General features: G+C 64.7%; 22 protein-coding genes and 1 pseudogene. 13 read left to right on the top strand and 10 right to left on the bottom strand.

Annotation, left to right across the window (positions count from 1 at the left end; all coding sequences use genetic code 11):
* From JYJ84_RS09835 to JYJ84_RS09790, 10 genes are all read left to right on the top strand, one after another.
* On the top strand, positions 1-1,231 hold a 1,231-nt coding region (locus JYJ84_RS09835; protein WP_205189175.1), incomplete at its 5' end, for an NAD-dependent succinate-semialdehyde dehydrogenase.
* Positions 1,232-1,696: 465 nt separating this feature from the next.
* On the top strand, positions 1,697-3,055 hold the full coding sequence (locus JYJ84_RS09830) for an aminotransferase (RefSeq protein ID WP_175220484.1): 1,359 nt from the start codon (positions 1,697-1,699) through the stop codon (positions 3,053-3,055).
* 98 nt (positions 3,056-3,153) lie between these two features.
* Positions 3,154-4,212 (top strand): ABC transporter substrate-binding protein, encoded by a 1,059-nt coding sequence (locus tag JYJ84_RS09825; RefSeq protein ID WP_175220483.1) that lies wholly within the window; start codon positions 3,154-3,156, stop codon positions 4,210-4,212.
* Between the two features lie 36 nt (positions 4,213-4,248).
* Positions 4,249-5,313 (top strand): ABC transporter ATP-binding protein, encoded by a 1,065-nt coding sequence (locus JYJ84_RS09820; protein ID WP_175220480.1) that lies wholly within the window; start codon positions 4,249-4,251, stop codon positions 5,311-5,313.
* Positions 5,314-5,315: 2 nt separating this feature from the next.
* Positions 5,316-6,233, top strand: coding sequence for an ABC transporter permease (locus JYJ84_RS09815; protein ID WP_205185668.1), 918 nt, complete (start codon positions 5,316-5,318; stop codon positions 6,231-6,233).
* A 1-nt stretch (position 6,234) separates the two neighbouring features.
* Positions 6,235-7,050 (top strand): ABC transporter permease, encoded by an 816-nt coding sequence (locus JYJ84_RS09810; RefSeq protein ID WP_175220478.1) that lies wholly within the window; start codon positions 6,235-6,237, stop codon positions 7,048-7,050.
* A 120-nt stretch (positions 7,051-7,170) separates the two neighbouring features.
* Positions 7,171-7,725, top strand: coding sequence for a MarR family winged helix-turn-helix transcriptional regulator (locus JYJ84_RS09805; RefSeq protein WP_175220476.1), 555 nt, complete (start codon positions 7,171-7,173; stop codon positions 7,723-7,725).
* Positions 7,726-7,948: 223 nt separating this feature from the next.
* Positions 7,949-9,118 (top strand): porin, encoded by a 1,170-nt coding sequence (locus JYJ84_RS09800; protein ID WP_175220474.1) that lies wholly within the window; start codon positions 7,949-7,951, stop codon positions 9,116-9,118.
* 141 nt (positions 9,119-9,259) lie between these two features.
* On the top strand, positions 9,260-10,282 hold the full coding sequence (locus JYJ84_RS09795; RefSeq protein ID WP_175220472.1) for a histone deacetylase family protein: 1,023 nt from the start codon (positions 9,260-9,262) through the stop codon (positions 10,280-10,282).
* A gap of 62 nt (positions 10,283-10,344) precedes the next feature.
* A complete protein-coding gene (locus tag JYJ84_RS09790) occupies positions 10,345-11,406 on the top strand; it encodes an ABC transporter substrate-binding protein (protein ID WP_175220470.1) in 1,062 nt (353 codons plus the stop codon).
* 182 nt (positions 11,407-11,588) lie between these two features.
* Here the strand turns inward: JYJ84_RS09790 and JYJ84_RS09785 are convergent, their stop codons facing one another.
* The 5 genes and pseudogenes from JYJ84_RS09785 to JYJ84_RS09770 form a co-directional block, all read right to left on the bottom strand.
* On the bottom strand, positions 11,589-12,020 hold the full coding sequence (locus tag JYJ84_RS09785; RefSeq protein WP_122949829.1) for a MarR family winged helix-turn-helix transcriptional regulator: 432 nt from the start codon (positions 12,018-12,020) through the stop codon (positions 11,589-11,591).
* On the bottom strand, positions 12,013-12,435 hold the full coding sequence (locus tag JYJ84_RS09780) for an SRPBCC family protein (RefSeq protein WP_175220468.1): 423 nt from the start codon (positions 12,433-12,435) through the stop codon (positions 12,013-12,015). The genes JYJ84_RS09785 and JYJ84_RS09780 overlap by 8 nt, the downstream gene beginning before the upstream one ends.
* Before the next feature lie 116 nt (positions 12,436-12,551).
* A pseudogene (locus JYJ84_RS37670) lies at positions 12,552-12,776 on the bottom strand (integrase); the annotation flags it as partial.
* Positions 12,777-12,923: 147 nt separating this feature from the next.
* Positions 12,924-13,607 carry a DJ-1/PfpI family protein gene (locus tag JYJ84_RS09775; RefSeq protein ID WP_175220466.1) on the bottom strand — a complete coding sequence of 228 codons (684 nt, stop codon included), beginning with the start codon at positions 13,605-13,607 and terminating at the stop codon, positions 12,924-12,926.
* A 24-nt stretch (positions 13,608-13,631) separates the two neighbouring features.
* A complete protein-coding gene (locus tag JYJ84_RS09770) occupies positions 13,632-14,003 on the bottom strand; it encodes a DUF6616 family protein (RefSeq protein ID WP_175220464.1) in 372 nt (123 codons plus the stop codon).
* 149 nt (positions 14,004-14,152) lie between these two features.
* Here JYJ84_RS09770 and JYJ84_RS09765 point away from each other — a divergent pair, with 149 nt between their 5' ends.
* Positions 14,153-15,184 carry a GlxA family transcriptional regulator gene (locus tag JYJ84_RS09765; RefSeq protein ID WP_175220462.1) on the top strand — a complete coding sequence of 344 codons (1,032 nt, stop codon included), beginning with the start codon at positions 14,153-14,155 and terminating at the stop codon, positions 15,182-15,184.
* Between the two features lie 479 nt (positions 15,185-15,663).
* Here the strand turns inward: JYJ84_RS09765 and JYJ84_RS09760 are convergent, their stop codons facing one another.
* Both JYJ84_RS09760 and JYJ84_RS09755 read right to left on the bottom strand, forming a co-directional pair.
* Entirely contained in the window at positions 15,664-16,620 is a 957-nt protein-coding gene (locus JYJ84_RS09760) for a PDR/VanB family oxidoreductase (protein ID WP_175220460.1), read from the bottom strand.
* A 1-nt stretch (position 16,621) separates the two neighbouring features.
* Positions 16,622-17,671, bottom strand: a complete 1,050-nt coding sequence (locus tag JYJ84_RS09755; RefSeq protein ID WP_175220458.1) for an aromatic ring-hydroxylating dioxygenase subunit alpha — start codon at positions 17,669-17,671, stop codon at positions 16,622-16,624.
* Positions 17,672-17,782: 111 nt separating this feature from the next.
* Here JYJ84_RS09755 and JYJ84_RS09750 point away from each other — a divergent pair, with 111 nt between their 5' ends.
* Positions 17,783-18,712: a LysR family transcriptional regulator gene (locus JYJ84_RS09750; RefSeq protein ID WP_175220456.1), complete on the top strand. Its 930-nt coding sequence runs from the start codon at positions 17,783-17,785 to the stop codon at positions 18,710-18,712.
* 232 nt (positions 18,713-18,944) lie between these two features.
* Here the strand turns inward: JYJ84_RS09750 and JYJ84_RS09745 are convergent, their stop codons facing one another.
* Entirely contained in the window at positions 18,945-19,787 is an 843-nt protein-coding gene (locus JYJ84_RS09745) for a hypothetical protein (protein WP_122949838.1), read from the bottom strand.
* A 336-nt stretch (positions 19,788-20,123) separates the two neighbouring features.
* Here JYJ84_RS09745 and JYJ84_RS09740 point away from each other — a divergent pair, with 336 nt between their 5' ends.
* Entirely contained in the window at positions 20,124-20,408 is a 285-nt protein-coding gene (locus JYJ84_RS09740; RefSeq protein WP_174957268.1) for a hypothetical protein, read from the top strand.
* Between the two features lie 82 nt (positions 20,409-20,490).
* On the opposite strand, the gene JYJ84_RS38495 is transcribed toward JYJ84_RS09740, so the two are convergent.
* Positions 20,491-20,634, bottom strand: coding sequence for a rhomboid family intramembrane serine protease (locus JYJ84_RS38495; protein WP_236027338.1), 144 nt, complete (start codon positions 20,632-20,634; stop codon positions 20,491-20,493).
* Between the two features lie 106 nt (positions 20,635-20,740).
* On the bottom strand, positions 20,741-21,772 hold a 1,032-nt coding region (locus tag JYJ84_RS09730), incomplete at its 5' end, for a bifunctional aminoglycoside phosphotransferase/ATP-binding protein (protein ID WP_205189174.1).

The raw sequence follows: 21,772 nt of genomic DNA, 5'->3' as shown, positions 1-21,772 counted from the left end.
CATCATGCGCCGCGCCGCGCAATTGCTGCGCGAGCGCGCGCCCGACATCGCGCGGCTGATGACGCTCGAGCAGGGCAAGCCGCTCGCCGAGGCAACGGGCGAAGCGATGTCGGGGGCCGATCTGATCGACTGGTTCGCGGACGAGGGCCGTCGCGCGTACGGCAAGCTCGTGCCGTCGCGGATTCCCGGCTCGTACCAGATGGTGATCAAGGAGCCGGTCGGGCCAGTCGCCGCGTTCGCTCCGTGGAATTTCCCGATCAACCAGGTGGTGCGCAAGCTGTCCGCCGCGCTCGCCGCCGGCTGCTCGATCGTCGTGAAGGCGCCGGAAGAAACGCCTGCCGCGCCGGCCGCGCTAGTGCGCGCGTTCGCGGATGCAGGCGTTCCGGCGGGTGTGATCAATCTCGTGTACGGCGATCCAGCCGCGATTTCGTCGTATCTGATTCCGCATCCGGTGATTCGCAAGGTGTCGTTCACGGGCTCGACCGTCGTCGGCAAGCAACTGGCCGCGCTTGCGGGCCAGCATATGAAGAAGGTGACGATGGAGCTGGGCGGGCACGGCCCGGTGCTGGTGTTCGACGATGCCGACGTCGAAACGGCCGCCGCGCAGCTCGCCGCGTTCAAGCTGCGCAACGCGGGGCAGGTCTGTACGTCGCCGACCCGCTTCATCGTCCAGCGCGGCGTGTTCGCGCGCTTCGCCGACGCGTTCGTCGACGCAATCGGCCGGGCGCGAATCGGCGACGGCCTGGAGGAGAGCACGACGATGGGGCCGCTGGCGAACGCGCGCCGGCTGGATGCGCTCGAGCGTCTTGTCGGCGACGCCGTGTCGAACGGCGCGACGCTGCGCGCGGGCGGTGCGCGTCTCGGCGCGCGCGGCTACTTCTTTGCGCCGACGGTGCTGACCGGCGCGAGCCCCGCCGCGCGCATCATGAACGAGGAGCCGTTCGGGCCGATCGCGGTGCTGAACGCGTACGACACGATCGACGCGATGATCGCCGAAGCGAACCGGCTGCCGTACGGGCTCTGCGCATTCGCGTACACGCGCTCGGCACGCACTTCGCATCGCGTCGTCGACGAAGTCGAGAGCGGCATGATCACGCTCAACCAGATCGCGATCGCGTTCCCCGAGGTTCCGTTCGGCGGCGTCAAGGACAGCGGCTACGGCACCGAAGGCGGCGCCGAGGCGCTCGATGCGTACCTCAACCTGAAATACGTATCGCAACTCGACCTCTGATCGATCCGCGCGGGTGCGCGCGACGACCAGGCACACGCAAAAGAACGGAGGCGGGCGATGAACCTGGAACGGCCGGCAGCAGCGCATGGCGCTGGAGCGACCGGGTCGCACCTTTATTCATGTTGACTAAGTCACAAATAAATTGCCGTATTCGTTCGACAGGGACATCGATGGCCGGTGCTTCTCCGACGCCTCGGCGAAGTCGTCTCCGTTCGCGTTAAAACAGAATTCACATCGCTATTGATAGTGAAATTGGTCTAAAAAACGTCGCATCGCCCTTGGTGCGCAGCGCTGCAAGCAGTCGAAAGAGGCTGCGCCACCGAGGGTAAATCACGACGTTCGATTTGTTTTTGATTGTTTGACATGCGTGACATGGTCACTTAATCTGAATTTCAGACGATGCCGCCGACTGCAAGCGCGGCCCGCTTCTTTCACCCATTCATTCTTTCGAGGTAGACAGCTACCATGGAACACACTTCGCTGCGGTCACGCGATGTCGCGTATCAGATCCATCCGCACACCAATTTCGGCGCGCACGAGTCGTCGGGGCCGATGGTGATCGCATCGGGCCGGGGCATCTTCGTGACCGACGAGTCGGGCCGGGAATACCTCGAAGGCATGTCGGGGCTCTGGTGCACGAACCTCGGCTTCAGCGAGCCGCGGCTGGCCGACGCCGCTGCTCGCCAGTTCGCACGGTTGCCGTACTACCAGAATTTCGCCAACAAGGCGACGGAACCGGCGATCGCGCTCGCGGAGAACCTGATTCGTCATGCGCCGGCACCGATGTCGAAAGTGCTGTTCCAGAGCTCCGGCTCGGAGGCGAACGACACCGCGATGAAGCTGGTCTGGTACTACCACCACGGCATCGGCAAGCCCGACAAGCGCAAGATCGTCAGCCGCCAGCGCTCGTATCACGGCACGTCGGTCGCGACCGGCAGCCTGACGGGTTTGCCGCACATTCACCGCGACTTCAATCTGCCGATTCCGGGCATCGTGCACGTTGCCTGCCCGCATTTCTATCGCGGCGCCGAACCTGGCGAGACCGAGGACGATTACGCCGCGCGGCTCGCCGACGAGCTCGAACAGACGATCCTGCGCGAAGGCCCGGACACCGTTGGCGGCTTCATTGCCGAGCCGGTGATGGGCACGGGCGGCGTCGTGGTCCCGCCGCGCGGCTACTTCGAGCGTGTGCAGGCGGTGCTGCGCAAGTACGACGTGCTGTTCATCGTCGACGAGGTGATCTGCGGGATGGGCCGCACCGGTCACTGGTGGGGCGCCGACGCCTACGCGCTGCAGCCGGACATGCTGGTCAGCGCGAAAGGGCTGTCGTCCGCCTATCTGCCGATTTCGGCGCTGCTGATCAACGAGCGCGTCTATGCGGTGCTGAAGGAACAGACCGCGAAGATCGGCCTGTTCGGCCACGGCTACACGTATGGCGGCCATCCGGTGTGCGCGGCAGTCGCGAACGAGGTGTTCGACATCTACCGTGAGCGTGACGTGATCGGCCACGCGAAGCGCGTCGGCGATTACTTCCAGCGCGCGCTGCGCAAGCGCGCCGACCATCCGCTCGTCGGCGAGGCGCGCGGCCTCGGGCTGATGGGGGCGCTCGAATTGGTCGCCGACAAGACGACCCGCGCACCGTTCCCGGCGGAGCGGAAGATGGCGGCGACGGTGTCCGCCCGCGCGCAGGACGCGCTGCTGAACGTGCGCCCGCTTGGCGACGCGATCTGCATCGCACCGCCCGTGATCATCACCGAAGCCGAGATCGACCTGCTGTTCGAGCGCCTCGACACGGCGCTCGACCAGGCCGCCGCGTCACGCTGAGCGACGGCTGGCTGCCCATGCCGCGACGGCACCGTCCGCGCCTTGGGTGCGGGCGGAACGCGGCCGGTCACAACACCATGCAGAACGGAGAAGGAGACATGAGTCACACGTGCATCAAGTCACGCGGCCGGGCGGCCGCGCTCGCAGCGGTCGCGCTGCTCTGCGTGAACGTGCCTGCCCGGGCGGCCGGCAGCGTCACGTTCGCCGGTTACGGCGGCGATTATCAGAAGAACATCGTGAAGGCGTTGATCCGGCCGGCCGCCGACAAGAACGACGTCACGCTGCGCACCGAGAGTCACGACGGTCTCGCGACGGTGCGCATGCAGGTGTCATCGGGGCGCCCGGCGTGGGACATCGTGCAGCTCGGCGCGGAAGAGTGCGCGACCGGCAGCGCGCAGGGGCTGTTCGAGAAGCTCGATTACAAGCTGATCAACGTCGACGGCATCCCGGCCACCGCGCGCGCGGACGACTGGATCGCGAGCAACTACTACTCGGTCGTACTCGCGTATCGCACCGACAAATACAAGAACAACCCACCGAAGACCTGGGCTGACTTCTGGGACGTGAAGAAATTCCCGGGACGCCGTGCGTTGGCGCTGCAGCCGCAGGAAACGATGGAAGTCGCGCTGCTCGGCGACGGCGTGAGCCCGGACAAGCTCTATCCGCTGGACCAGAAGCGCGCGCTCGCGGCGCTCGGACGGCTGAAGCCGGACGTCGCCGCATGGTGGACGAGCGGCGCGCAGTCCGCGCAATTGCTGCGTGACGGCGAGGTTGACATGGAAGCGATCTGGGGCAGCCGGATCGCGCCGGTGATCGACTCCGGCGCACCCGTTGCCTTCACGTTCAACCAGGGGCTGCTCGCGTATGCGTGCCTTGCGATTCCAAAGGGTGCGAAGCACGTGGCCGAAGCCCGCAAAGTGATCGCCGACGTGATGACGCCACCGATCCAGGCCAATATTCCCGAGGTGATGCCGTTCTACGGGCCGGTGAACATGAGGGCGTTCGACGTGCGCAAGTTCTCCCCGGACGTGCTCGCGAAAGCGAATTCGTCGCCGCGCAATCGAACAATGCAGGTGCAGATGAACGGTGCGTACTGGGGACAAAACCAGAACTTGCAGCAAGGCAACGAGGCGCTGCGCGCGCTGATCAGCCGGTAACGGCATGCCGCACGGCGGCTTTTGAGCGAGGTTGAAATGGCATCGCAAGTGTCGATCAGGAATGTCTGCAAGACCTACGAGAACTTCACGGCGCTGCGCGACGTGTCGCTCGACATCAGCGCGGGCGAGTTCGTCACGTTGCTCGGACCGTCCGGATCGGGCAAGACCACGTTGCTGATGGTGCTCGCCGGATTCGTCCGGGCCACATCCGGCAGCGTCAAGGCAGGCGGCGACGAACTGCTGCTGAAGCCGCCCCACCGGCGCGGCATCGGCATGGTGTTTCAGAATTACGCGCTGTTTCCGCACATGACGGTCGCGCAGAATGTCGCGTATCCGCTGCGGCTGCGCAAGATGGACCGCGCCCGGATCGCCGAGAAGGTCCGGCATGCGCTATCGGTCGTGCGGCTCGACGATCTCGGCGGGCGCAACATCGCGCACCTGTCCGGCGGTCAGCGCCAGCGTGTCGCGCTGGCCCGCGCAATCGTGTTCGAGCCGGACATCATGTTGATGGACGAACCGCTGTCGGCGCTCGACAAGCAGTTGCGCGAGCACATGCAGATCGAGATCCGCCGGCTGCACGAACAGCTCGGGATGACGACCATCTACGTGACGCACGATCAGACCGAAGCACTGACGATGTCGGACCGCATCGCGATCATCAACAAAGGGCAGCTCGTGCAGTTCGATACGCCCGACACGATCTACGAACGGCCGGCGAGCAAGTTCGTCGCCGATTTCATCGGCGAGACGGCGTTCGTGCCGCTCGACGAGCAGCGCGGCGAATTCTCCGCGTTCGGCCAACCGTTCCGGACCCGGGGGCCGATTCCGGACGGCGTCGGCCGGCCGTGGCTCGCGCTGCGTCCGGATCGCGCGATCCTGCTCGACGCGCCGGCGCCGGAGCTGAACTGCCTGCCGGGCATCGTGCGCCAGCGCATATATCAGGGCGATTCGCATCTGTTCTATGTCGATCTGCCGCACGGGCACGAGATCATGATCCGCCGCGGCACGGGCGGCGCCGACGGCGGCGCGCGCCGGCTGGAGCCGGGCGACCGGATCACGGTCGGGGTACGCGCGGAAGACACCGTGGTGGTACGGGACTGACCATGAAAGACGCTACCGTGATGATGCATCCGATGCCGGCCGGGGCCGGCGGCGCCGAGAACCAGGCCGCGCTCGCGCGCAGCCGCCTCGTCGAGCAGCTACGTCTCGGCGCGCTGATGGTGCCGGCGCTGCTGGTCGTGCTGGTGGTGCTGGTCGCGCCGATCCTCTGGCTCGGCTGGCAGTCGCTGTTCGACCTGTCCGGCATGCTGACGCTGTCGAACTACACACGTCTGCTGACGCCGGTGTACCGCCACGCGTTCGTGTCGACGTTCGAGATGTCGGCGCTCGTAACGGCGCTCGTGCTGCTGCTCGGCTATCCGCTTGCCTACCTGCTATCGCAACTGCCGGCGCGCATCGCATCGATCTGCATGGTGTTCGTCGTGCTGCCGTTCTGGACCTCGACGCTCGTGCGGACCTACGCCTGGATGGTCCTGCTGCAACGCACCGGGCTGATCAACACGTGGCTGACGAGTACCGGCCTGATCGATCATCCGCTGCAGCTCGTCAACAACTTCACCGGCACCGCGATCGGCATGACCCATGTGATGCTGCCATGCCTGGTGCTGCCGCTGTACGGCGCGATGAAGGCGATCGACCCGGTGTACATGCGGGCCGCGGCGAATTGCGGCGCCACGCCGGTACAGTCGTTCTGGCAGGCGTACTTCCCGATGACCGTGCCGGGGCTGTCGGCCGGCATCGTGCTGGTGTTCGTGCTGTGCCTCGGTTTCTACGTGACGCCCGCGCTGCTCGGCGGCGGCCGCGTGAACATGCTGTCGATGCAGATCCAGTCGGACGTCGCGATGTCCGGCGATCCGGGGGCGGCGAGCGCACTCGGCATCGTGCTCGTGATTCTGACGATGGTCGTGCTTGCCGCGATCGGCAGGCTGTTCGGGATCGAACGCATGTATGGAGGGAAATGACATGTTCGGCTATGCCACCGACACCCAGATCACGCATGCGCAACGGCTCTGGCTGTACGCGTTCTGCGCGGTCGTGATGCTGTTCCTGATCGTGCCGTGCGCGATCGTCGTACCGATGTCGTTCTCGAACGCGAGTTTCCTGGAGTTTCCACCGCGCGTCTGGGGGTTCCGCTGGTATCACGCGTATTTCTCGTCGCACGAATGGCGGGCGGCGACCGGCGTGTCGCTGCGCGTCGCGGTATCGGCGACCCTCGCAGCGGTGATCGCCGGCACGGCGGCGGCCTACGGGCTGCGCGCAATCGAGAGCCGCTGGGCGAAACGGCTGCGCACCGTGCTGATGCTGCCGATGATGGTGCCGCTGATCCTGGTCGCGATCGGCACGTTCTTCGTCTACGTGCGCGCCGACCTGAACAACACGCTGACCGGCCTGATCATCGCGCATACGATGCTTGCGTTGCCGTTCGTCGTGATTTCGGTCAACGGCGGTCTCGAGACCTACGACGCGAACCAGGAACTCGTCGCGCGCAGTCTTGGCGCGTCCAGGCTGACCGCGTTCCTGACCGTCACGTTGCCGCAGATCCGGCTGTCGATCTACGCCGCGGGATTCTTCGCGTTCATGACGTCGTTCGACGAGGTCGTGATCGCGCTGTTCGTGTCCGGCGGCGAAAACGCGACGCTGACGCGGTTGATGTTCGAGGACATCCGCGATCAGCTGGATCCGACGATCACCGCGATCTCGACGCTGCTGATCTCGATCTCGGTGATCTCGCTGATCGCGCTGCAATGGGTCGGCGGGCGGCGCCGGGCGCGGGCCTGACGCGCGACGCGGTCCAGCCGGCTGCGGCGGGCCGGGCCGCGGGTAACGCTCTGGTAGACTGTGTGACGTTGTCATGCAATTCCGCCTGTCGTCGGACAGGCATCGTGGCGGGAGCAGAACGTGAATACGTCGGAAAAAAAGAGCAGGCAGAAACATCCGGATTCGAGCGTGGTGGGCCTGCGCGATTTGCGCGATCTGGTGTCGTTCCAGTTGCGCCAGTTGACCAACATCTACACGAAGGGATCGTCGAGCGCATACGAACGGCGCTTCAACCTGACGATGAACGAATGGCGCTGCATCGCGTTGCTGCACGGGCGGCGCGGCATCTCGATGAATCGTCTCGCCGAGCATGCGCAGTTCGATCGCGGCCTGACGAGCCGGACCGTACGCGGGCTCGAGGAGCGTGGACTGGTCGAACGCGAGGCCGACGAGCATGACGGCCGCGGTGTCGTGATTTCGTTGACCGACGCGGGCCGCACGCTGGTCGCGGAGGTCTTCCCGGTGGCCGACGAGCGCAATTCCCGGTTGCTGTCGTGCCTGACCAAAGCCGAGCGCGACATCCTGCCCAGCATCCTCGAAAAACTGACCCACCAGGCGCGCGCGATGCTCGACCAGGAGCGCGAGGAGGCCGGGGGGTACGACGAACCCGGCGCACACGAGCGTGCCTCCGGCTGACGTGACTGCGCAGGCTGGCCGACGGTCAATCCGTCGACCGGCCGCACACTTCCGATTCGTGCGCCGCGACCGGCGCATTTCCTGAACGAAGAACGATTCGCGTCATCCGGCGAAGGGTGTCGCTCGACTCCGGCCTGCATTGGCAACCGGGTATTTTAATTAGTACTGCAAATCTGTAGTGCAAGCCGATGGACCACGCAATTTCAATTCAGAGGAGACCGGAATGAGCAAGCGGGTGATGGCAGCAGGCGGGTGGATCGTAGTGACGGGGCTCGCGCATGCACAGGGCAGCGTGACGCTATACGGGCTGATCGACGAGGGCGTGAACTATACCAACAATGTCGGCGGCAAGGGGCTCGTCGCGATGTCGAGCGGCGATGTGCAGGGCGGCCGCTGGGGGATGAGGGGTAGCGAGGATCTGGGCGATGGACTGTCGGCTGTGTTCAGGCTCGAATCGGGCTTCGACGTCAACACCGGCAGGCTCGGGCAGCAGGGCCGTGCGTTCGGGCGGCAGGCGTTCGTCGGACTGTCGAGCACCCGCTTCGGCACGTTGACGGTCGGGCGCCAGTACGATTTGGTCACCGACTACCTGGCCGGGCTGACCGCGAACGGCAACTGGGGCGGCGGCGTGTTCACCCATCCGTACGACAACGACAACACCGACGATACGTTCCGGCTCAACAACGCGATCAAGTATGCGAGCGTCGCTTACCGTGGTTTCAGTTTCGGCGGACTGATCGCGCTCAGCAATGGCACGTCATTCGGCCGCAATCGTGCGGTGAGCGCCGGCGCGCAGTATCGGAACGGCCCCCTCGCGCTCGGTGCCGCATATCTCGACATCGACTATCCGAACGCCGACTCGTCGGGCGCGGTGTCGATCGGGCCGAACGGCAATCCGGACGGCAGCTGGACCGCACGACGCCAGCGGATCTGGGGGGCTGGCGTGAACTATACGATCGATGCGACCACGCTCGGGCTCTCGTTCATTCGGACCGATCTTGCGAATCCGACCGGCACGCAATATGCGAACTACGCGGCCAGCCCGACGCTCGGCGCCGCGTCGTCGATCCGCTTCGACAACATCGAATTCAACGTCAGGTATCAGTTCACGCCGGCCTTCTACGCGGGCGGCATGTACACCTATACGCGTGCGACGCTCGATGGCACGTCGGGACACAGCGCGTCGCCGAAATATCACCAGTTCGGTGTGATGGCCGACTACAACCTGTCGAAGCGAACCGACATCTATACGCAGGTCGCCTACGTGCTCGTCGCGAACGCGTCGTCGGTGGCCGGCACCGGTCTCGAATTCGCGGCGAACCCGGATACCGCCGGACCTTCGTCCACCAACCGTCAGGTGATGGCTCGGATCGGGATCCGTCACAAGTTTTGAGCGTCGCGTGCGCCGGCTCGGCAAATGCCGCGCCGGCGCGTGCCGGCAGGTTCGATTGCGTCGGCGGCAGTGTGTGAATCGTTCATGCACGTGCCGTCGATGCCGCAGCGGCCGCGCGAGCGGCCGGAGAGGAGGGGAGTCGTGCTGGCTGTCTACCACCCGGATCAGGAAGCGCATCGACCGTTGACGCGGCTCGTTTACGGAGTGCTGAAAGACAACTTCGAGACGCCCGAGCGCGCGACGCTGCTGCTCGACGCGTTGCATGCCGAGCGATCGCCGATCGTCGAGCCGGACGATTATGGACGCGATCCGTTGCTGCGGATCCATTCGAGCGACTATCTCGCGTTCATCGAGCATTGCCATCGCGAGTGGCAGGGAATTCCCGGCGCCAGCCCGGAAGTCAGGCCGAGCCTGCATCCAAATCGCTACATGGATCGCCGCCCGGACGACCTGCTCGGGCGCGCCGGCTACTACATGGCCGATGCAGGCTGTGTGGTGCTCGACGGCACGTGGAAAGCGGCGTACGCGGCGGCGCAGACGGCGATCCATGCCGCCACGCTCGTCGCCGGCGGTGCGCGCGCCGCCTATGCGCTGTGCCGCCCGCCCGGGCATCATGCCTATCGCGATATGGCAGGCGGCTTCTGCTACCTGAACAACGCTGCGATCGCGGCCGGTGTGCTGCGCGAGTCGTTCGGTCGCGTCGCGATCGTCGACGTCGACGTGCATCACGGCAACGGCACGCAGGCGATCTTCTACGCACGGCCGGACATCGCGTTCGCATCGGTGCATGCGGACCCGCTGACGACGTATCCGTACTACGCCGGCTACGCAGACGAAACCGGCAGCGGGGCAGGTGTGGGCCTGACGTTGAACGTTCCGCTGCCGCCAGGCAGCGGCGATTCCGCATGGCTGGACGCCGCCGGGCGTTGCATGCGGTTCGTGGCCGGGACCGACGCGGAAGCACTCGTGATTTCCCTGGGTCTCGACGCGTCGGTCAACGATCCATTCCGCTGCATGCAGGTGTCGCATCGCGGGTTCGCGGCGATCGGGCAGCGGCTCGCGGCAGCCGGTCTGCCGACGGTGATCGTGCAGGAGGGCGGATATGTATCGCCGTCGCTACCGGTCGATCTGGTTCATTTTCTGCGCGGATTCGGAACGGTTTGAATTCGCCGGTTCAACCCCGGGTGCGGAGGCGTGCGGTACCGGCCCGTCAGCGAGGAGAAGTCATGCGAAAGAAGTTCGGATTCGGAGGCCAGGCATCGCGATGCGCATGCGGCGCGATGGCTGCCGCGGCCCTGTGTGCGTCCGCGCAGGCGCAGGATGTGGTCACATTCGCGAGCTACGGCGGCGAATATCAGAAGAACATCGTGAAAGCGTTGATCGGGCCGGCCGCCTCGGAGGCGGGTGTCGGGTTCCGGCAGGAAACGCACGACGGTCTCGCGCCGGTCCGGTTGCAGGTCCGCTCCGGCAGGCCGGCGTGGGATCTCGTGCAGCTTGGCACGACCGAGTGCTCGATCGGCAGCGCGGAAGGGCTGTTCGAAGCGGTAGATTACCGGCAGGTACCGAAAGACGGGCTACCCGCCGATGCGACGAGCCGAGACTGGGTCGGCACGAACTACATGTCGGTCGTGCTTGCATACCGGACCGACAAGTACCGCGATCGTCCACCACAAACCTGGGCCGACTTCTGGAACACGGCGAAATATCCTGGCAGGCGTGCACTGGAAGGGACGCCGGAGGAAACCATGGAGATTGCGCTGCTCGCCGACGGCGTCGCACCGGACAAACTCTATCCGCTCGACCAGTCGCGCGCACTCGCCGCGCTGAAACGGATCCGGCCACAGGTGGTCGCGTGGTGGACGTCGGGGGCGCAGGTCACGCAGTTGCTGCGCGACGGCGAGGCGGACATGGTGCAGATCTGGGGCAGTCGCGTGCCGCCGCTGATCCGCGACGGTGCGCCAGTGGCATACACGTACAACGGCGCGCTGCTGACGTATTCGTGCATGGCCATCCCGAAAGGGGCACGTCATGCCGCTGCGGCGCAACGATTGCTCGCGCACATCGTATCGCCGGCCGTCCAGGCAAATCTGATCACGGTGATGCCTTATTACGGGCCGGTGAATACGCGGGTATTCGAGCGCGGCCACTACACCGCGGCCCAGCTCGCGGAAACCAATTCCGCACCTGGCAATCGCGCGAAACAGGTCGTGCTCGATCCGGGTTACTGGAGCCGGCCGGGGTTGCAGCAAAAAGCGTCGCTCGCGTTGCGCGCGTTGATCAGCGAATAGCGGGCGCCGATATCGTGACGCACCATGCGCGCAGCCGTCGTCGCGCATGGTGCGAGCGGTTCGACGTCATATGGCGTGACATCGAGCCGGCGCAAAGTCGAAGACGGGTAAAGGGGCGCTTGAGAAAACGGAAAATAATGCACGTTCAGCGGCACGAGGCCACAACGTCGCATTGGCAGGAATCATCGACCAAGCGCTTTTAGCACGGCCATCAACGCCTGTTGGTCCTCAACGACTTCAAAGAAGGCACGATCTGCATCTTCAACAACCTTCACCGCCCGAACGGCGAGGTCTGCGCCCCCGGGTGTGATGTCGATGATCCAGGCTCGCGAATCCGATGGATCAGGCATTCGCGTCAGCAACTCCCGCTCGGCGAGTACGCGGAGGACCTGCGAGGTCATCATCGGGTCTGTATTGGCGTGCTCGGCAATGCGGCGCTGACTTGGCGTCTCCCCGGCAACACGTGTAATCCACCAGGTACTGGTCAGCAGGACGAATTGAACGTGCGTGAGCCCCAACGGCTTCAGCGCTGCTGTAATACGACGCTGCCAGCCCAGCGTCGCCCGCCAGAGGAGAAGTCCGGGACTGTCGCCAGGTTGAAGGGATTCACTCACCCAACTGCTCCGCCCGCAAACCAAGGGCAGCGATCACATCTGCGAAGTCGGACGTGACAGCCTCACCGACCGTCCCGGCTACCGGCTCCGGTCCGTCGACTTCGCAGCGATACGTGATCAGCGTGCCGCGCTCGGTCGGCGACAGTTCGTGACGAACGCGAACAAGCACCCCGGCGTCCGGAACTTCAGTGACATCCTCGAAGCCCTTGTCGGCCTCAACCCACGCGAAGCGGAACGGCAATCTCGTCGAATCCGGCAGAACCATCACCGCCGTCGTGCCTGCCTGGAACGCCCCGTTCATCTCGATTCTCAGGACACCTTTATTCCATTCCGACCATTTCTCCGGCTCCGCCAGGACGCTGAAGACCTGTGCCGGTGTCGCGGCACATTCACCTGTAACCTCAACTGACCACATGCCTGCTCCTTTTTTGAAATAGTATGCGCGCATAGTATTCAGAAACAGGTTCCGTCGTCAACCATCTCACGGCCAGCAGCCGTGAGCCACGGTAGCCCGGTAGCGTGGGTATCCAGTTACGGTGCTGCGAATGCCTCGTCCATCTGTCGGAAGCGTTTTACCGCGTCGCTCTGAAGGCAGATCGAGGTCGTTGCGATAGAGGCGTGGCGCAGGTGGTCCCGCACGGTGGTCAGCTCCGCGCCACGGGCGAGCGAGCGGGCGGGCGCGTGCGTGGCGTGGGTATCGCGTGTCCGGTGGGGGCTGGCGCGACGCAACTTTTCAGCCAGCACGGGATGATCAGCGCCGCTGGCATACCCGCGGAGACGCCATTGGACGCGGCAGCGCGTCGGGCGTCACGCCACACGGTTGCGGTGCGATCTCTCTGTTGTGTCACTTCCTGATTCTGATCACATGTGGCCCGTGGCGGGTACCCGATGATGCTTGCGACGTCAGGCGCCGAAACCGCGACGCTTCGCGGTCTCGTCGACTACCGCGTTGGGCATTTCCTTGGCCAGGATCTCGTTGGCAGCCGCCAGCACCTCCGGCGGCGCGAGTTCGGGCAGGCCGGCGTTGTACGGCGGTTTCGGCGCGTACTCCATGCACAGCTGGGTCAGCTGCCCCGAGAAGTCGCCGGCCCAGAGGCCGATCATGCCGAGCGCGAAATCGATTCCGGCGGTCATGCCGCCGCCGGTCGCACGGTTGCGATCGACAACGATGCGCTCATTGACCGGCTCGGCACCGAACCTGCGCAGGTAGTCGCGCGAGTACCAGTAGCAGCCGGCCTTGTAGCCCTTCAGCAAGCCGGCCGCGCCCAGCAGCAGCGAGCCGTTGCACACGCTGGTCACCCAGCCGGCCTTGGCCCCCAGGCGGGCTACGTGGTCGATGAAGCGGTCGTCCTGCAGCGCTTCGAATACACCGCTCGCGCCACCCGGAACCAGCAGCACATCGGGCTCCTGGAAGCAGTTGTCGAAGTCGTGCGTGGCGTTGACCGTCAGGCCGATGTCGGTGACCACCGGGCCGGCCTTTGCGGCCGCCAACTGGATCTGGACGCCCGGGATGAACATCCAGGTATTGGTGGGACCGATCAGGTCGATGGCGGTGAAGCCCGGGAACAGGGCGGCGAGAATCTTCATGCTGGGTCTCCGGTGGAGCAGGGATCAGTTGCCGGCGCCCGAGGCGGTGCCGGGCATGACGAGCTGGATGTGCTGGCGGAGCATGTCCGGCGGAGCCACCTGTGTGCCGCCGGCGTTGACGTGCTCGAAGTAGTCATACCAGCCGGAACCGGCAACGGCCTTCTGAAACTCCTCGAACAGCGCCCGGTTGGGCATGCGGTATACGCCGAAGGCGTCGTAGTCGGCACGGCGGTCCACGCCGGGATCGTTGTAGCCCCAGGCGACGATCTCGATGCCCGCGGAGAGGAGGTCCTGCAGCGCAGGCAGCAGGGTTTCGACGTACCGGGTTCGAACGTCCACGCCGGCGTGCTTCCAGCTGTCCTTGAATTTCCAGAATTCGATGAAGATGTGTTCCATGACCAGTGCTCCTGCACGAGTTGAGAGGGAAGGGTGTCGGTAGAATAAGCAGCCCACGCTTCACGCTTCGGACAATCGACTGTCAAATCCTGCCAGGACTGCGGCGGTTCGATCGCGGCCCGTCGTCGGCTCTCAAACGCTCCGCTACCATGACCCTGTCCTTTCCCGCTGCCCGCCAACCGACCGCCGACACGGCATCGCCGCGCACCGTCGTCATCCTCGCCTTTGACGAGGTGACCGCCTCGGACATCTCCAGTGCCGCCGACGTCTTTGCCGTGGCCACGAGGTTTCACCAGGGCCCGCACAACTGCGCCTATCGGGTCGTGGTCGCCTCCGTGCACGGCCAGCCGATCACGAGCTTCTCGGGCATGACCATCGCCACCACGCCGCTGTCGGCGATCGACCCGGCATCGATCGAGACGTTGATGGTGCCCGGCGGCGGCCCGCCGGAGGCGCCGCCGGTACCGCGGGACGTCGTCGAATGGCTGGCCCGCGAGGGGCGGAAGGCGCGGCGCCTGTGCGGCATCTGCACCGGCACCTTCCTGCTGGCCGAGGCCGGATTGATCGGCGAGCGGCGGGTGACCACCCACTGGCAGGCGACCGAGGCGTTGAAGACGCGCTACCCCCGGTTGCGGGTCGAGCCGGACCGGGTCTATCTGCACGACGACGGGCTCTGGACCTCGGGCGGTTTCACCGCGGGCCTGGATCTCGGCCTGGCGCTGCTGGAAGAAGACCAGGGCCACGCCACGACCATGGCCGTGGCGCGCTCGCTGCTGCTGTTCGTCAAGCGACCGGGGGAACACGCACAGGTTTCCGCCGCGCTGTCCAGTCAAGCCGCGTCGGATCGGCAGTTCAGTCATCTCCATGCCTGGATCATGGATCACCTCGACGAGGACCTGCGGGTGGAGGTGCTCGCCGAGCAGGCCGGCATGACCCCGCGCACTTTCGCACGCCACTACACCAGGCAGACTGGCCACACGCCGGCCAAGGCGGTGGAGGCCATGCGCATGGAAGCGGCGTTGCGCGAATTGAATGATGCCGGCACGAGCCTGAAGCAGGTGGCGCGCAGATGCGGTTTCGGCAACGAACAGAACTTGCGTCGCACCTTCCTTCGGCTGCATGGCACCACGCCCGAACACTACTGCCAGCTGCGTCCGCGGCTCGATGGCACGACGGGGTGATGCCGCGCATCAGCCGGCGGCGTAGGCCCCTCAACCCGGTGGCAACGGCCAGCGCCACGCGTCGCAGGGTAGTGAGTCCCACGCCCCGCGACATCGCGGCCTCGGGATCGCGTGGCCCCGGATGACTGCAACTGCCTGCAGCGGCAGGCCACCCGCGATGGTCTCGATCACGTTGGGCGCTTCGGATATTCAGTAAGCGGTATCAGGACGGGAGCCTGTTGGCGGCAAGGCGGGGAGGGGCGAAGTCATACCCGCGCCGGAACCGGCCGACGCACACAAGCAGGTTCGGGAACGTCAACGCCTGCCGCCGCGTCTGTGCTGAGGGTGAGGGGCTTCCTTTTGCTGCAGTTGTACGCGAACGCGAAGGCCCCGTGCGCCGCTTCAGCGCCGCCCGCGAACGTGCGCGGCGGCTGCACCCGGGCACGGGCACGTCATTGCGTGAGCCAAATTCAGTTGAAGTTGAAAGTGCGCTTCGACGCCTAGAGATCGATCACCAACTCGCTGGACCTGGCGCGCGAAACACAAATCATCAGCGATCGGTTCGCCTTCTGCTCATCGTCGCCAAGCACGTAGTCGCGATGGTCCGCCTGGCCCGACAGGAGCGCCACTTCGCAGCTCCGGCACAGGCCCTCTCTACACGAATGCGCCGCACGTACGCCGTGGCGCTCGAGGCATTCGAGAATCGATTCGTCAGGCTCGACCACGCATCGCAGACCCTGTCGGGCAAGCACGACAGAGAACGATCCGTTTTCCGCGACATCCTCACTTTGGGCGGGCGCAGCAAATCGCTCGAAGTGAAGCCGCTCCGGTGCGAGCGCCGCTTGTGCGCCATGGGCCGCTACGGCATCCATCAGACCCGCGGGTCCGCAACAATAAAGATGCTCATCGGGAAGCACATCGCGCATCGTCGCGCCGACGTCGTGCGGAAGAGACCCTGCGTTCTCGTCATCGGCGTACACATGAACCGGTCCACCGAACGAGCGCAGTTCGTCGATCCATCCCGCATGTGCACGCGAACGAACGCAATAGTGGAGTTCCCACGGCAGTTCGTGACGCACGCACCAGCGGATCATCGCGAGTATTGGCGTAATGCCGATGCCGCCTGCAATAAACCGATGTCGCTTCGCCACCGGAGACAACCCGAACAACGCGCGCGGCTTGCCGATCATCAGCGTGTCGCCGAGTCGCAGCCGTTCATGAACGTAGGCCGACCCGCCCCGCGACGTCGCGGATCGACCGATCCCGAGGCAATAACGCGACCTGTCCCACGCCTCGTTGCACAACGAGTACTGACGCGTCTTGCCATCGGGCAGATGAACATCGACATGCGCACCCGGTTCGAACGGCGGAAGCGGCGCGCCGTCAGTGGGACGCAAATCGACACCGACGATTCCTTCGGCCTCGATCCGCAGCGCCGTCACTTTCATCTCGATCATGTCAGCGCTCCGCTCCGGCCTGTGCTCGGGCCTCGCATTCTTCTTCCAGACGGGCTTTCACGGCCCAGCGAAACTGGGAAAGCGCCGAGTCGATACCGAAAGGCGTCATTTCAAAGCCGGGGTCGAGTGCCAGGTTCCTTTGCTGCGCCGTAATGATGTCCCGGTCTTCATCGAACGCATCGACGACGGACTGGTGAACGGAGCGAGTGACATCAGGGTTGTCGATCGCAAAGTTGTGGGGATGCGCGAAGAAGTAGTGCGTCGAACTTTCCGTTTCGGGCGTCAGCGCCTGACATCCGCGGAATTCAGCCGCATCGACGCGCACACCGTCGTGCGCGCCCGTGCCTGCCGGCGCCATGCCGGAGTCCATGCGCAGAATGGCGGGCAGCGTGAAGTCGTAGATATTCCACCGATCCACCTTTCCGGGCCAGCCCTTTACGGCCACCGCGAACGGCGGCGGATCGGTATTCAACACCCAGCGCGTGATGCGCACGCCGTTTTCGATACGCTCGACCTTAGGCTGCACTTTCGCGTAATCCTCGGAGCCGCCGAGCGTCGTCGGATGAACGAAGGGCAGATGCGAGAAGTCGAGCAGGTTGTCGCAGATGAGCAGGTAGTTGACGTGATAGTGAATGTACCCGGGCAGGCTGCGCCATGAAGGATCGTCGACCCAATGCGTATCGGGAATGGTGTTCGGGTCGGCAAGCGCGGGATCGCCCATCCAGATCCAGATCCAGCGATGCCGCTCGACGACGGGGTAGCTCCTGACTTTCGCGCGCGGCGGAATGCGCTGCTGGGCGGGTGCTTCAACGCACACACCGGCGCTGTCGAACTTGAGTCCGTGATACATGCAGCGCACGCAATCGCCTTCGCGCCGGCCGACGGACAGCGGTGCACCACGATGGCAACACCGGTCTTCAAGGGCAACGATGCCCCCGTCATCCTTGCGATACATCACCACCGGTTTTCCAATGACGACGCGTGAAAAGAGCGCGTCGGATGCGACTTCGTGAGACCACGCGATCACATACCACGTGTTCTGGATGAACATGCTCGTCTCCTTGAATTCTTGTCTGCGCCGGCTCGTCGGGCGCTTGACTGCAAGATAGGATCGACGTGATGATGCGTCAAGCTAATGCCATTAATGGAGACAATGCACACCATGCATATCAGAGACCTGGATCTGAATCTGCTGGTCGTGTTCGAAGCCCTGTTCCGCGAGCGGAGTGTGACGCGTGCGGCGCAGGATATCGGGCTGACACAGGGCGCGATGAGTCACGCGCTCAACCGCCTTCGGACATTCTTCGAAGACCCGCTATTCGTGAAGACAGCGGAAGGCATGATGCCCACGGCGAAGGGCGATCAATTGGGCGGCACCATCTCGGAAGTGATCGCATCGATTCGGGAAAAGGTCGTCGCCGAGGCCGGCTTCAACCCGCTGACTGCTCAGCGTGCTTTCGTGCTCTGCATGACCGACATGGGGGAGCTCGTCTTTCTGCCGCCATTGATCCGCCGGCTGCGCAAGATCGCGCCGCATTGTACGTTGCGCTCGGTACAGGGGCCGCTGGAACAGATCGAAGGGATGCTGTCCTCCGGTGAAGCGGATTTGGCGCTTGGCTCGATTCACGCCGCGCCGGAGGGGCTGTATCAGCAGCAGCTCTTCATGCATTCGTTCGTGACGCTGGTGAGTGCTCGAAACCGGAAGATCGGCAAGACACTGACGCGTGCGCAATTCGAATCGATGCCGCAAATCGTCGTCTCGCTGACGGGGCGTGCCAGCGCAGCGTACGACAGTGCGTTCGACGCCTATGGCATCAGAAGGAACATCTTTCTCACCACGCCGCACTTCCTGGCCGTGCCCCATCTGATCGACGCGCAACCCGACCTCATCGCGACGGTTCCGCTGGAACTCGGCAAGGTCTTCTCGAAGCTGGGTACCGTCAGGATGTTGCCTCCGCCCGTCGAACTGCCGCCGTTCGCCCTTCGTCAGCATTGGCATTCGCGGTTGAATACCGATCCAGCCAACGTCTGGCTCCGCCGTCTGATCAAGGAGACGTTCGAGGACTATCCGAACATCAACGAGCAGGACTGACGTCAAGGGTCGTTGCGCGGTGCAAACAGATGGTTGCGGAGTCGGCACGAGCAGCGCGTTGTGGCCGATTTCGGCCGCCGGCATGCCCGGCTCGGTTTGCTTCAGCGCAAATCATCGCCGCGCTTAAGAAGAGGGCGCCGGCGTGTCTATCGCGCCGGATATCCTCGTGCGGTACGTGTGGTGTCCCGGCAACCGGGCGCGCCGTGTTCCGATGCGCGCCCGTTCACATGCATCAGGCGGTGAAAATCCGGCGTTGATAGTCGAGGATCAGCCGGTCGATGTCATGACCGGAACGCCGCGGCTGGCTTTTCGGCTCGAGCCAGATCCATCGCATCATCCGGTAACGCGCCTCGACGCACATGAGCCACGCGTCCCAGTCCGACCAGTGGCGCAGCAGCGGGATGTTGCGAATGTCCCGCAAGCCGTCGCGAATCTCGTACACGTGGAAATGCTCGCTGGCGCGCTGGCTCAATTCGTCGAACGCGCGTGCGGCTTGCTCCGGGTCGGCCAGCAGGAAATCATGGATTTCGATGATGACGTGGCTGCCGGAAAGCTGTTCCAGCAGCGCGTGGTCGAACAGCTCGAACTCCGCGCCCTCGATATCGCACAGGATGACCCGTTCGGCCGGCTCGCCGCCGTGCTCCGCCAGGATGACGGGCAGGTTGCGATCGGCCTGGCCGAACACGGCGACCCGGTCCGCCAGCCCCATCTCCGCGGCGCGATGCTGGATGGCCTGGCGGCGCTGCTCGTCCATTTCGAAACACACGCTGCGGGCGAAGACGTTGTTCCGGACCAGGCCGATGCCGAAAATCCCGTCGGCGGCCCCCAGGTCGACCAGCACCTTTTCCGGCGAGCCGAGCGCTTCGAGAATCGCGCAAACGGCAATCTCGTAAGTGCCGAGCAGGTAGCCGCCCACCGCGACTTCCGCCCAGTGGCTGACGCCGATGGGTAAGCCCCGAAGGATGCCGTACTGGACGATCGAGCCGGTCTGCTCACGCAGTAACTGAGTCAGATAGTGCAGACGAAGATTCGCGGCCTGAATCGAGCTTTGGCTGAAGTACTGCGCGTGGTCCATTTTTCTCGGTCTCCCGGGGTGAAGAAGCGCGTCGGAAAGGCGGCGATGACGGGATGTCGTCTGTGAATGCGCCGCGTGTTGCTTTGCGTTGCCTGGGAGGAGAATATAACGCGCTTGTTGCGGCAGGGGGCGAGAGCGGCTGGCGGCTGACATGGCATCGGTCGCGGGCTCGAGAAGAGTGGGATGTGTCGGCCTCCCTGAAAGACATCGCTGGGGATCGTTGCGATTTCACCTATCGATCAGGCGATTGGGCAAGCCAGAGTGGATGCGATGGATTCTGGCGCCATTTGCCCGTCACTCGTCTGGTACCCATCCAATTTCATTTGGAAGATTCCAATGATTGAACTCGAGCAATACTACGGAGGCGACGAATCCTGGGAAAATTTCTCCAGTTTATTTGTCCAATACATCGACCTCCCGGAAGTCAAGGAGTTGGCCGCGGATCTCAACGGCCACATTGACCTTGCTTACACGATCTATTGGGTGGCTGGCCCGAGATCGGCCAAAAAATGGATTGTTTCGAATGTGCCGGCACTCGACGGAATTCGGCCTGTCGATTGCGTCAATGATCCAGCGCTTGTCAAGCGTCTGCGCGAGTGCCTGATGCGCATGCCAAATTGAGCGGCGAAATACGTTTGAAGCTCGACGCCTATGAAACCGCTCGGGCGTGTGAGTTCGTCAACGAAGATCGTGCGTCGCGCTTTCAGGTGCCCGTCACGTGGCGGCCGCGGCACAGGCTGCGCGCGTGTCCCAGCACGCGTTCGACGTCGGGCCCGAACATGTAGAGCCCGAACTTGTTGAACGAGACATGCGCGAGACCGGCATGCAGCCTGCCGCAGGTCAGCAACTGCCAGACATGGAAAGCTGCCGCAGGCGCCCCCGTCCGTGAAGGCGGCCACCGACGAGCAATCAGCCGCTCGTTTCGACAATGAATCCGGCGAGGTTCGCCAGAATCAAGGCGCAGGTGATGGGAAAGCCATCCGTGGAACGAGCGAGGCAAGCAACGGCGCCCAGAACGCACGGCTTCCGTACGCCGCGACATCGCAGTCGGTCTCGAAGCGGATCGCGATCGCGGCCTCGGACCCATCCAGCGGGTCGGCATGCTCGATCTGCCGGGCCAGTACGGCCGTGTCGGCGTCGGATGCGTCGCGCCCGCGTGCGGCCCGGGCCGCGACACGCGCGGCGAGCGTCGCGTGGCTCGCGGTGAAGTCGAGAATCGCGACGCGCACGCCGAGCTGCGCGGCGAGCGAGATGAAGGTCGCCCGGTTGTGTCGGTGCAGGAACGTCGCATCGACGATCGCCGTGTAGCCGCTGGCGAGCACCACGCCGGCCTGCGCTTGCAGTTTTTCGTAGATCGCATCGATGGCCGTATCCGAGTAAGCGGCAGCAGGCAGCCGGGTGTGCTCCGGCGCGCAGGCATCGCGCTTGCGCTCGACGTCGCTGGACAGCCTGATCGCGCCGAGCCGTTCCGCCAGCTCGCGGCTGGCCACCGATTTGCCCGAGCCGGACACGCCATGACACAGAAGCAGCACGGGTTGCGCATCGCGCCGCGTCTGCGCCATGTCCGACGCAACACGCAGGTAGCGGATGCGCGCCGCCTCGTCGCCGCGCAGCCGCGCAGTCATCGCACGCACCAGCGCGCGATAGACGAAGTAGCACGGCAGCACGCCCAGTGCCGCATGGTCGCCCGTGCGTGCGATCCATCCGGACAGGAGACGGTGAGCGCAGTCGGTGCGCCCGCGGGCGGAATAGTCCATCAGCGCAAACGCGAGATCGCTCGCCACGTCGATCCAGCGCAGCGTGTCGTCGAACTCGATGCAGTCGAACATCAGGATGCGGTTTCGCCAGCGGACGATGTTCTCGAGATGCAGGTCGCCGTGGCACGCGCGCACGAAGCCGTGCGCATGCCGCTCGGCGAGCCGCGGCACGATGCGGGCCAGCTCGGCTTCATACCAGCGGCGCAGCGCGGCTTCTCCGGGCACCGT

Source organism: Burkholderia sp. LMG 13014 (assembly GCF_905232215.1).
In the GTDB taxonomy this organism is placed as follows: domain Bacteria; phylum Pseudomonadota; class Gammaproteobacteria; order Burkholderiales; family Burkholderiaceae; genus Burkholderia.
Note: the sequence above shows the minus strand (reverse complement) of the source record. Positions and strands in the feature narration are given on the sequence as shown.

Coding starts and splice junctions, on each gene's coding strand:
- JYJ84_RS09830 (WP_175220484.1), top strand. CDS start 1,697: ATGGAACACACTTCGCTGCGGTCACGCGATGTCGCGTATCAGATCCAT.
- JYJ84_RS09825 (WP_175220483.1), top strand. CDS start 3,154: ATGAGTCACACGTGCATCAAGTCACGCGGCCGGGCGGCCGCGCTCGCA.
- JYJ84_RS09820 (WP_175220480.1), top strand. CDS start 4,249: ATGGCATCGCAAGTGTCGATCAGGAATGTCTGCAAGACCTACGAGAAC.
- JYJ84_RS09815 (WP_205185668.1), top strand. CDS start 5,316: ATGAAAGACGCTACCGTGATGATGCATCCGATGCCGGCCGGGGCCGGC.
- JYJ84_RS09810 (WP_175220478.1), top strand. CDS start 6,235: ATGTTCGGCTATGCCACCGACACCCAGATCACGCATGCGCAACGGCTC.
- JYJ84_RS09800 (WP_175220474.1), top strand. CDS start 7,949: ATGAGCAAGCGGGTGATGGCAGCAGGCGGGTGGATCGTAGTGACGGGG.
- JYJ84_RS09790 (WP_175220470.1), top strand. CDS start 10,345: ATGCGAAAGAAGTTCGGATTCGGAGGCCAGGCATCGCGATGCGCATGC.
- JYJ84_RS09780 (WP_175220468.1), bottom strand. CDS start 12,435: ATGTGGTCAGTTGAGGTTACAGGTGAATGTGCCGCGACACCGGCACAG.
- JYJ84_RS09775 (WP_175220466.1), bottom strand. CDS start 13,607: ATGAAGATTCTCGCCGCCCTGTTCCCGGGCTTCACCGCCATCGACCTG.
- JYJ84_RS09770 (WP_175220464.1), bottom strand. CDS start 14,003: ATGGAACACATCTTCATCGAATTCTGGAAATTCAAGGACAGCTGGAAG.
- JYJ84_RS09765 (WP_175220462.1), top strand. CDS start 14,153: ATGACCCTGTCCTTTCCCGCTGCCCGCCAACCGACCGCCGACACGGCA.
- JYJ84_RS09760 (WP_175220460.1), bottom strand. CDS start 16,620: ATGATCGAGATGAAAGTGACGGCGCTGCGGATCGAGGCCGAAGGAATC.
- JYJ84_RS09755 (WP_175220458.1), bottom strand. CDS start 17,671: ATGTTCATCCAGAACACGTGGTATGTGATCGCGTGGTCTCACGAAGTC.
- JYJ84_RS09750 (WP_175220456.1), top strand. CDS start 17,783: ATGCATATCAGAGACCTGGATCTGAATCTGCTGGTCGTGTTCGAAGCC.
- JYJ84_RS09745 (WP_122949838.1), bottom strand. CDS start 19,787: ATGGACCACGCGCAGTACTTCAGCCAAAGCTCGATTCAGGCCGCGAAT.
- JYJ84_RS09740 (WP_174957268.1), top strand. CDS start 20,124: ATGATTGAACTCGAGCAATACTACGGAGGCGACGAATCCTGGGAAAAT.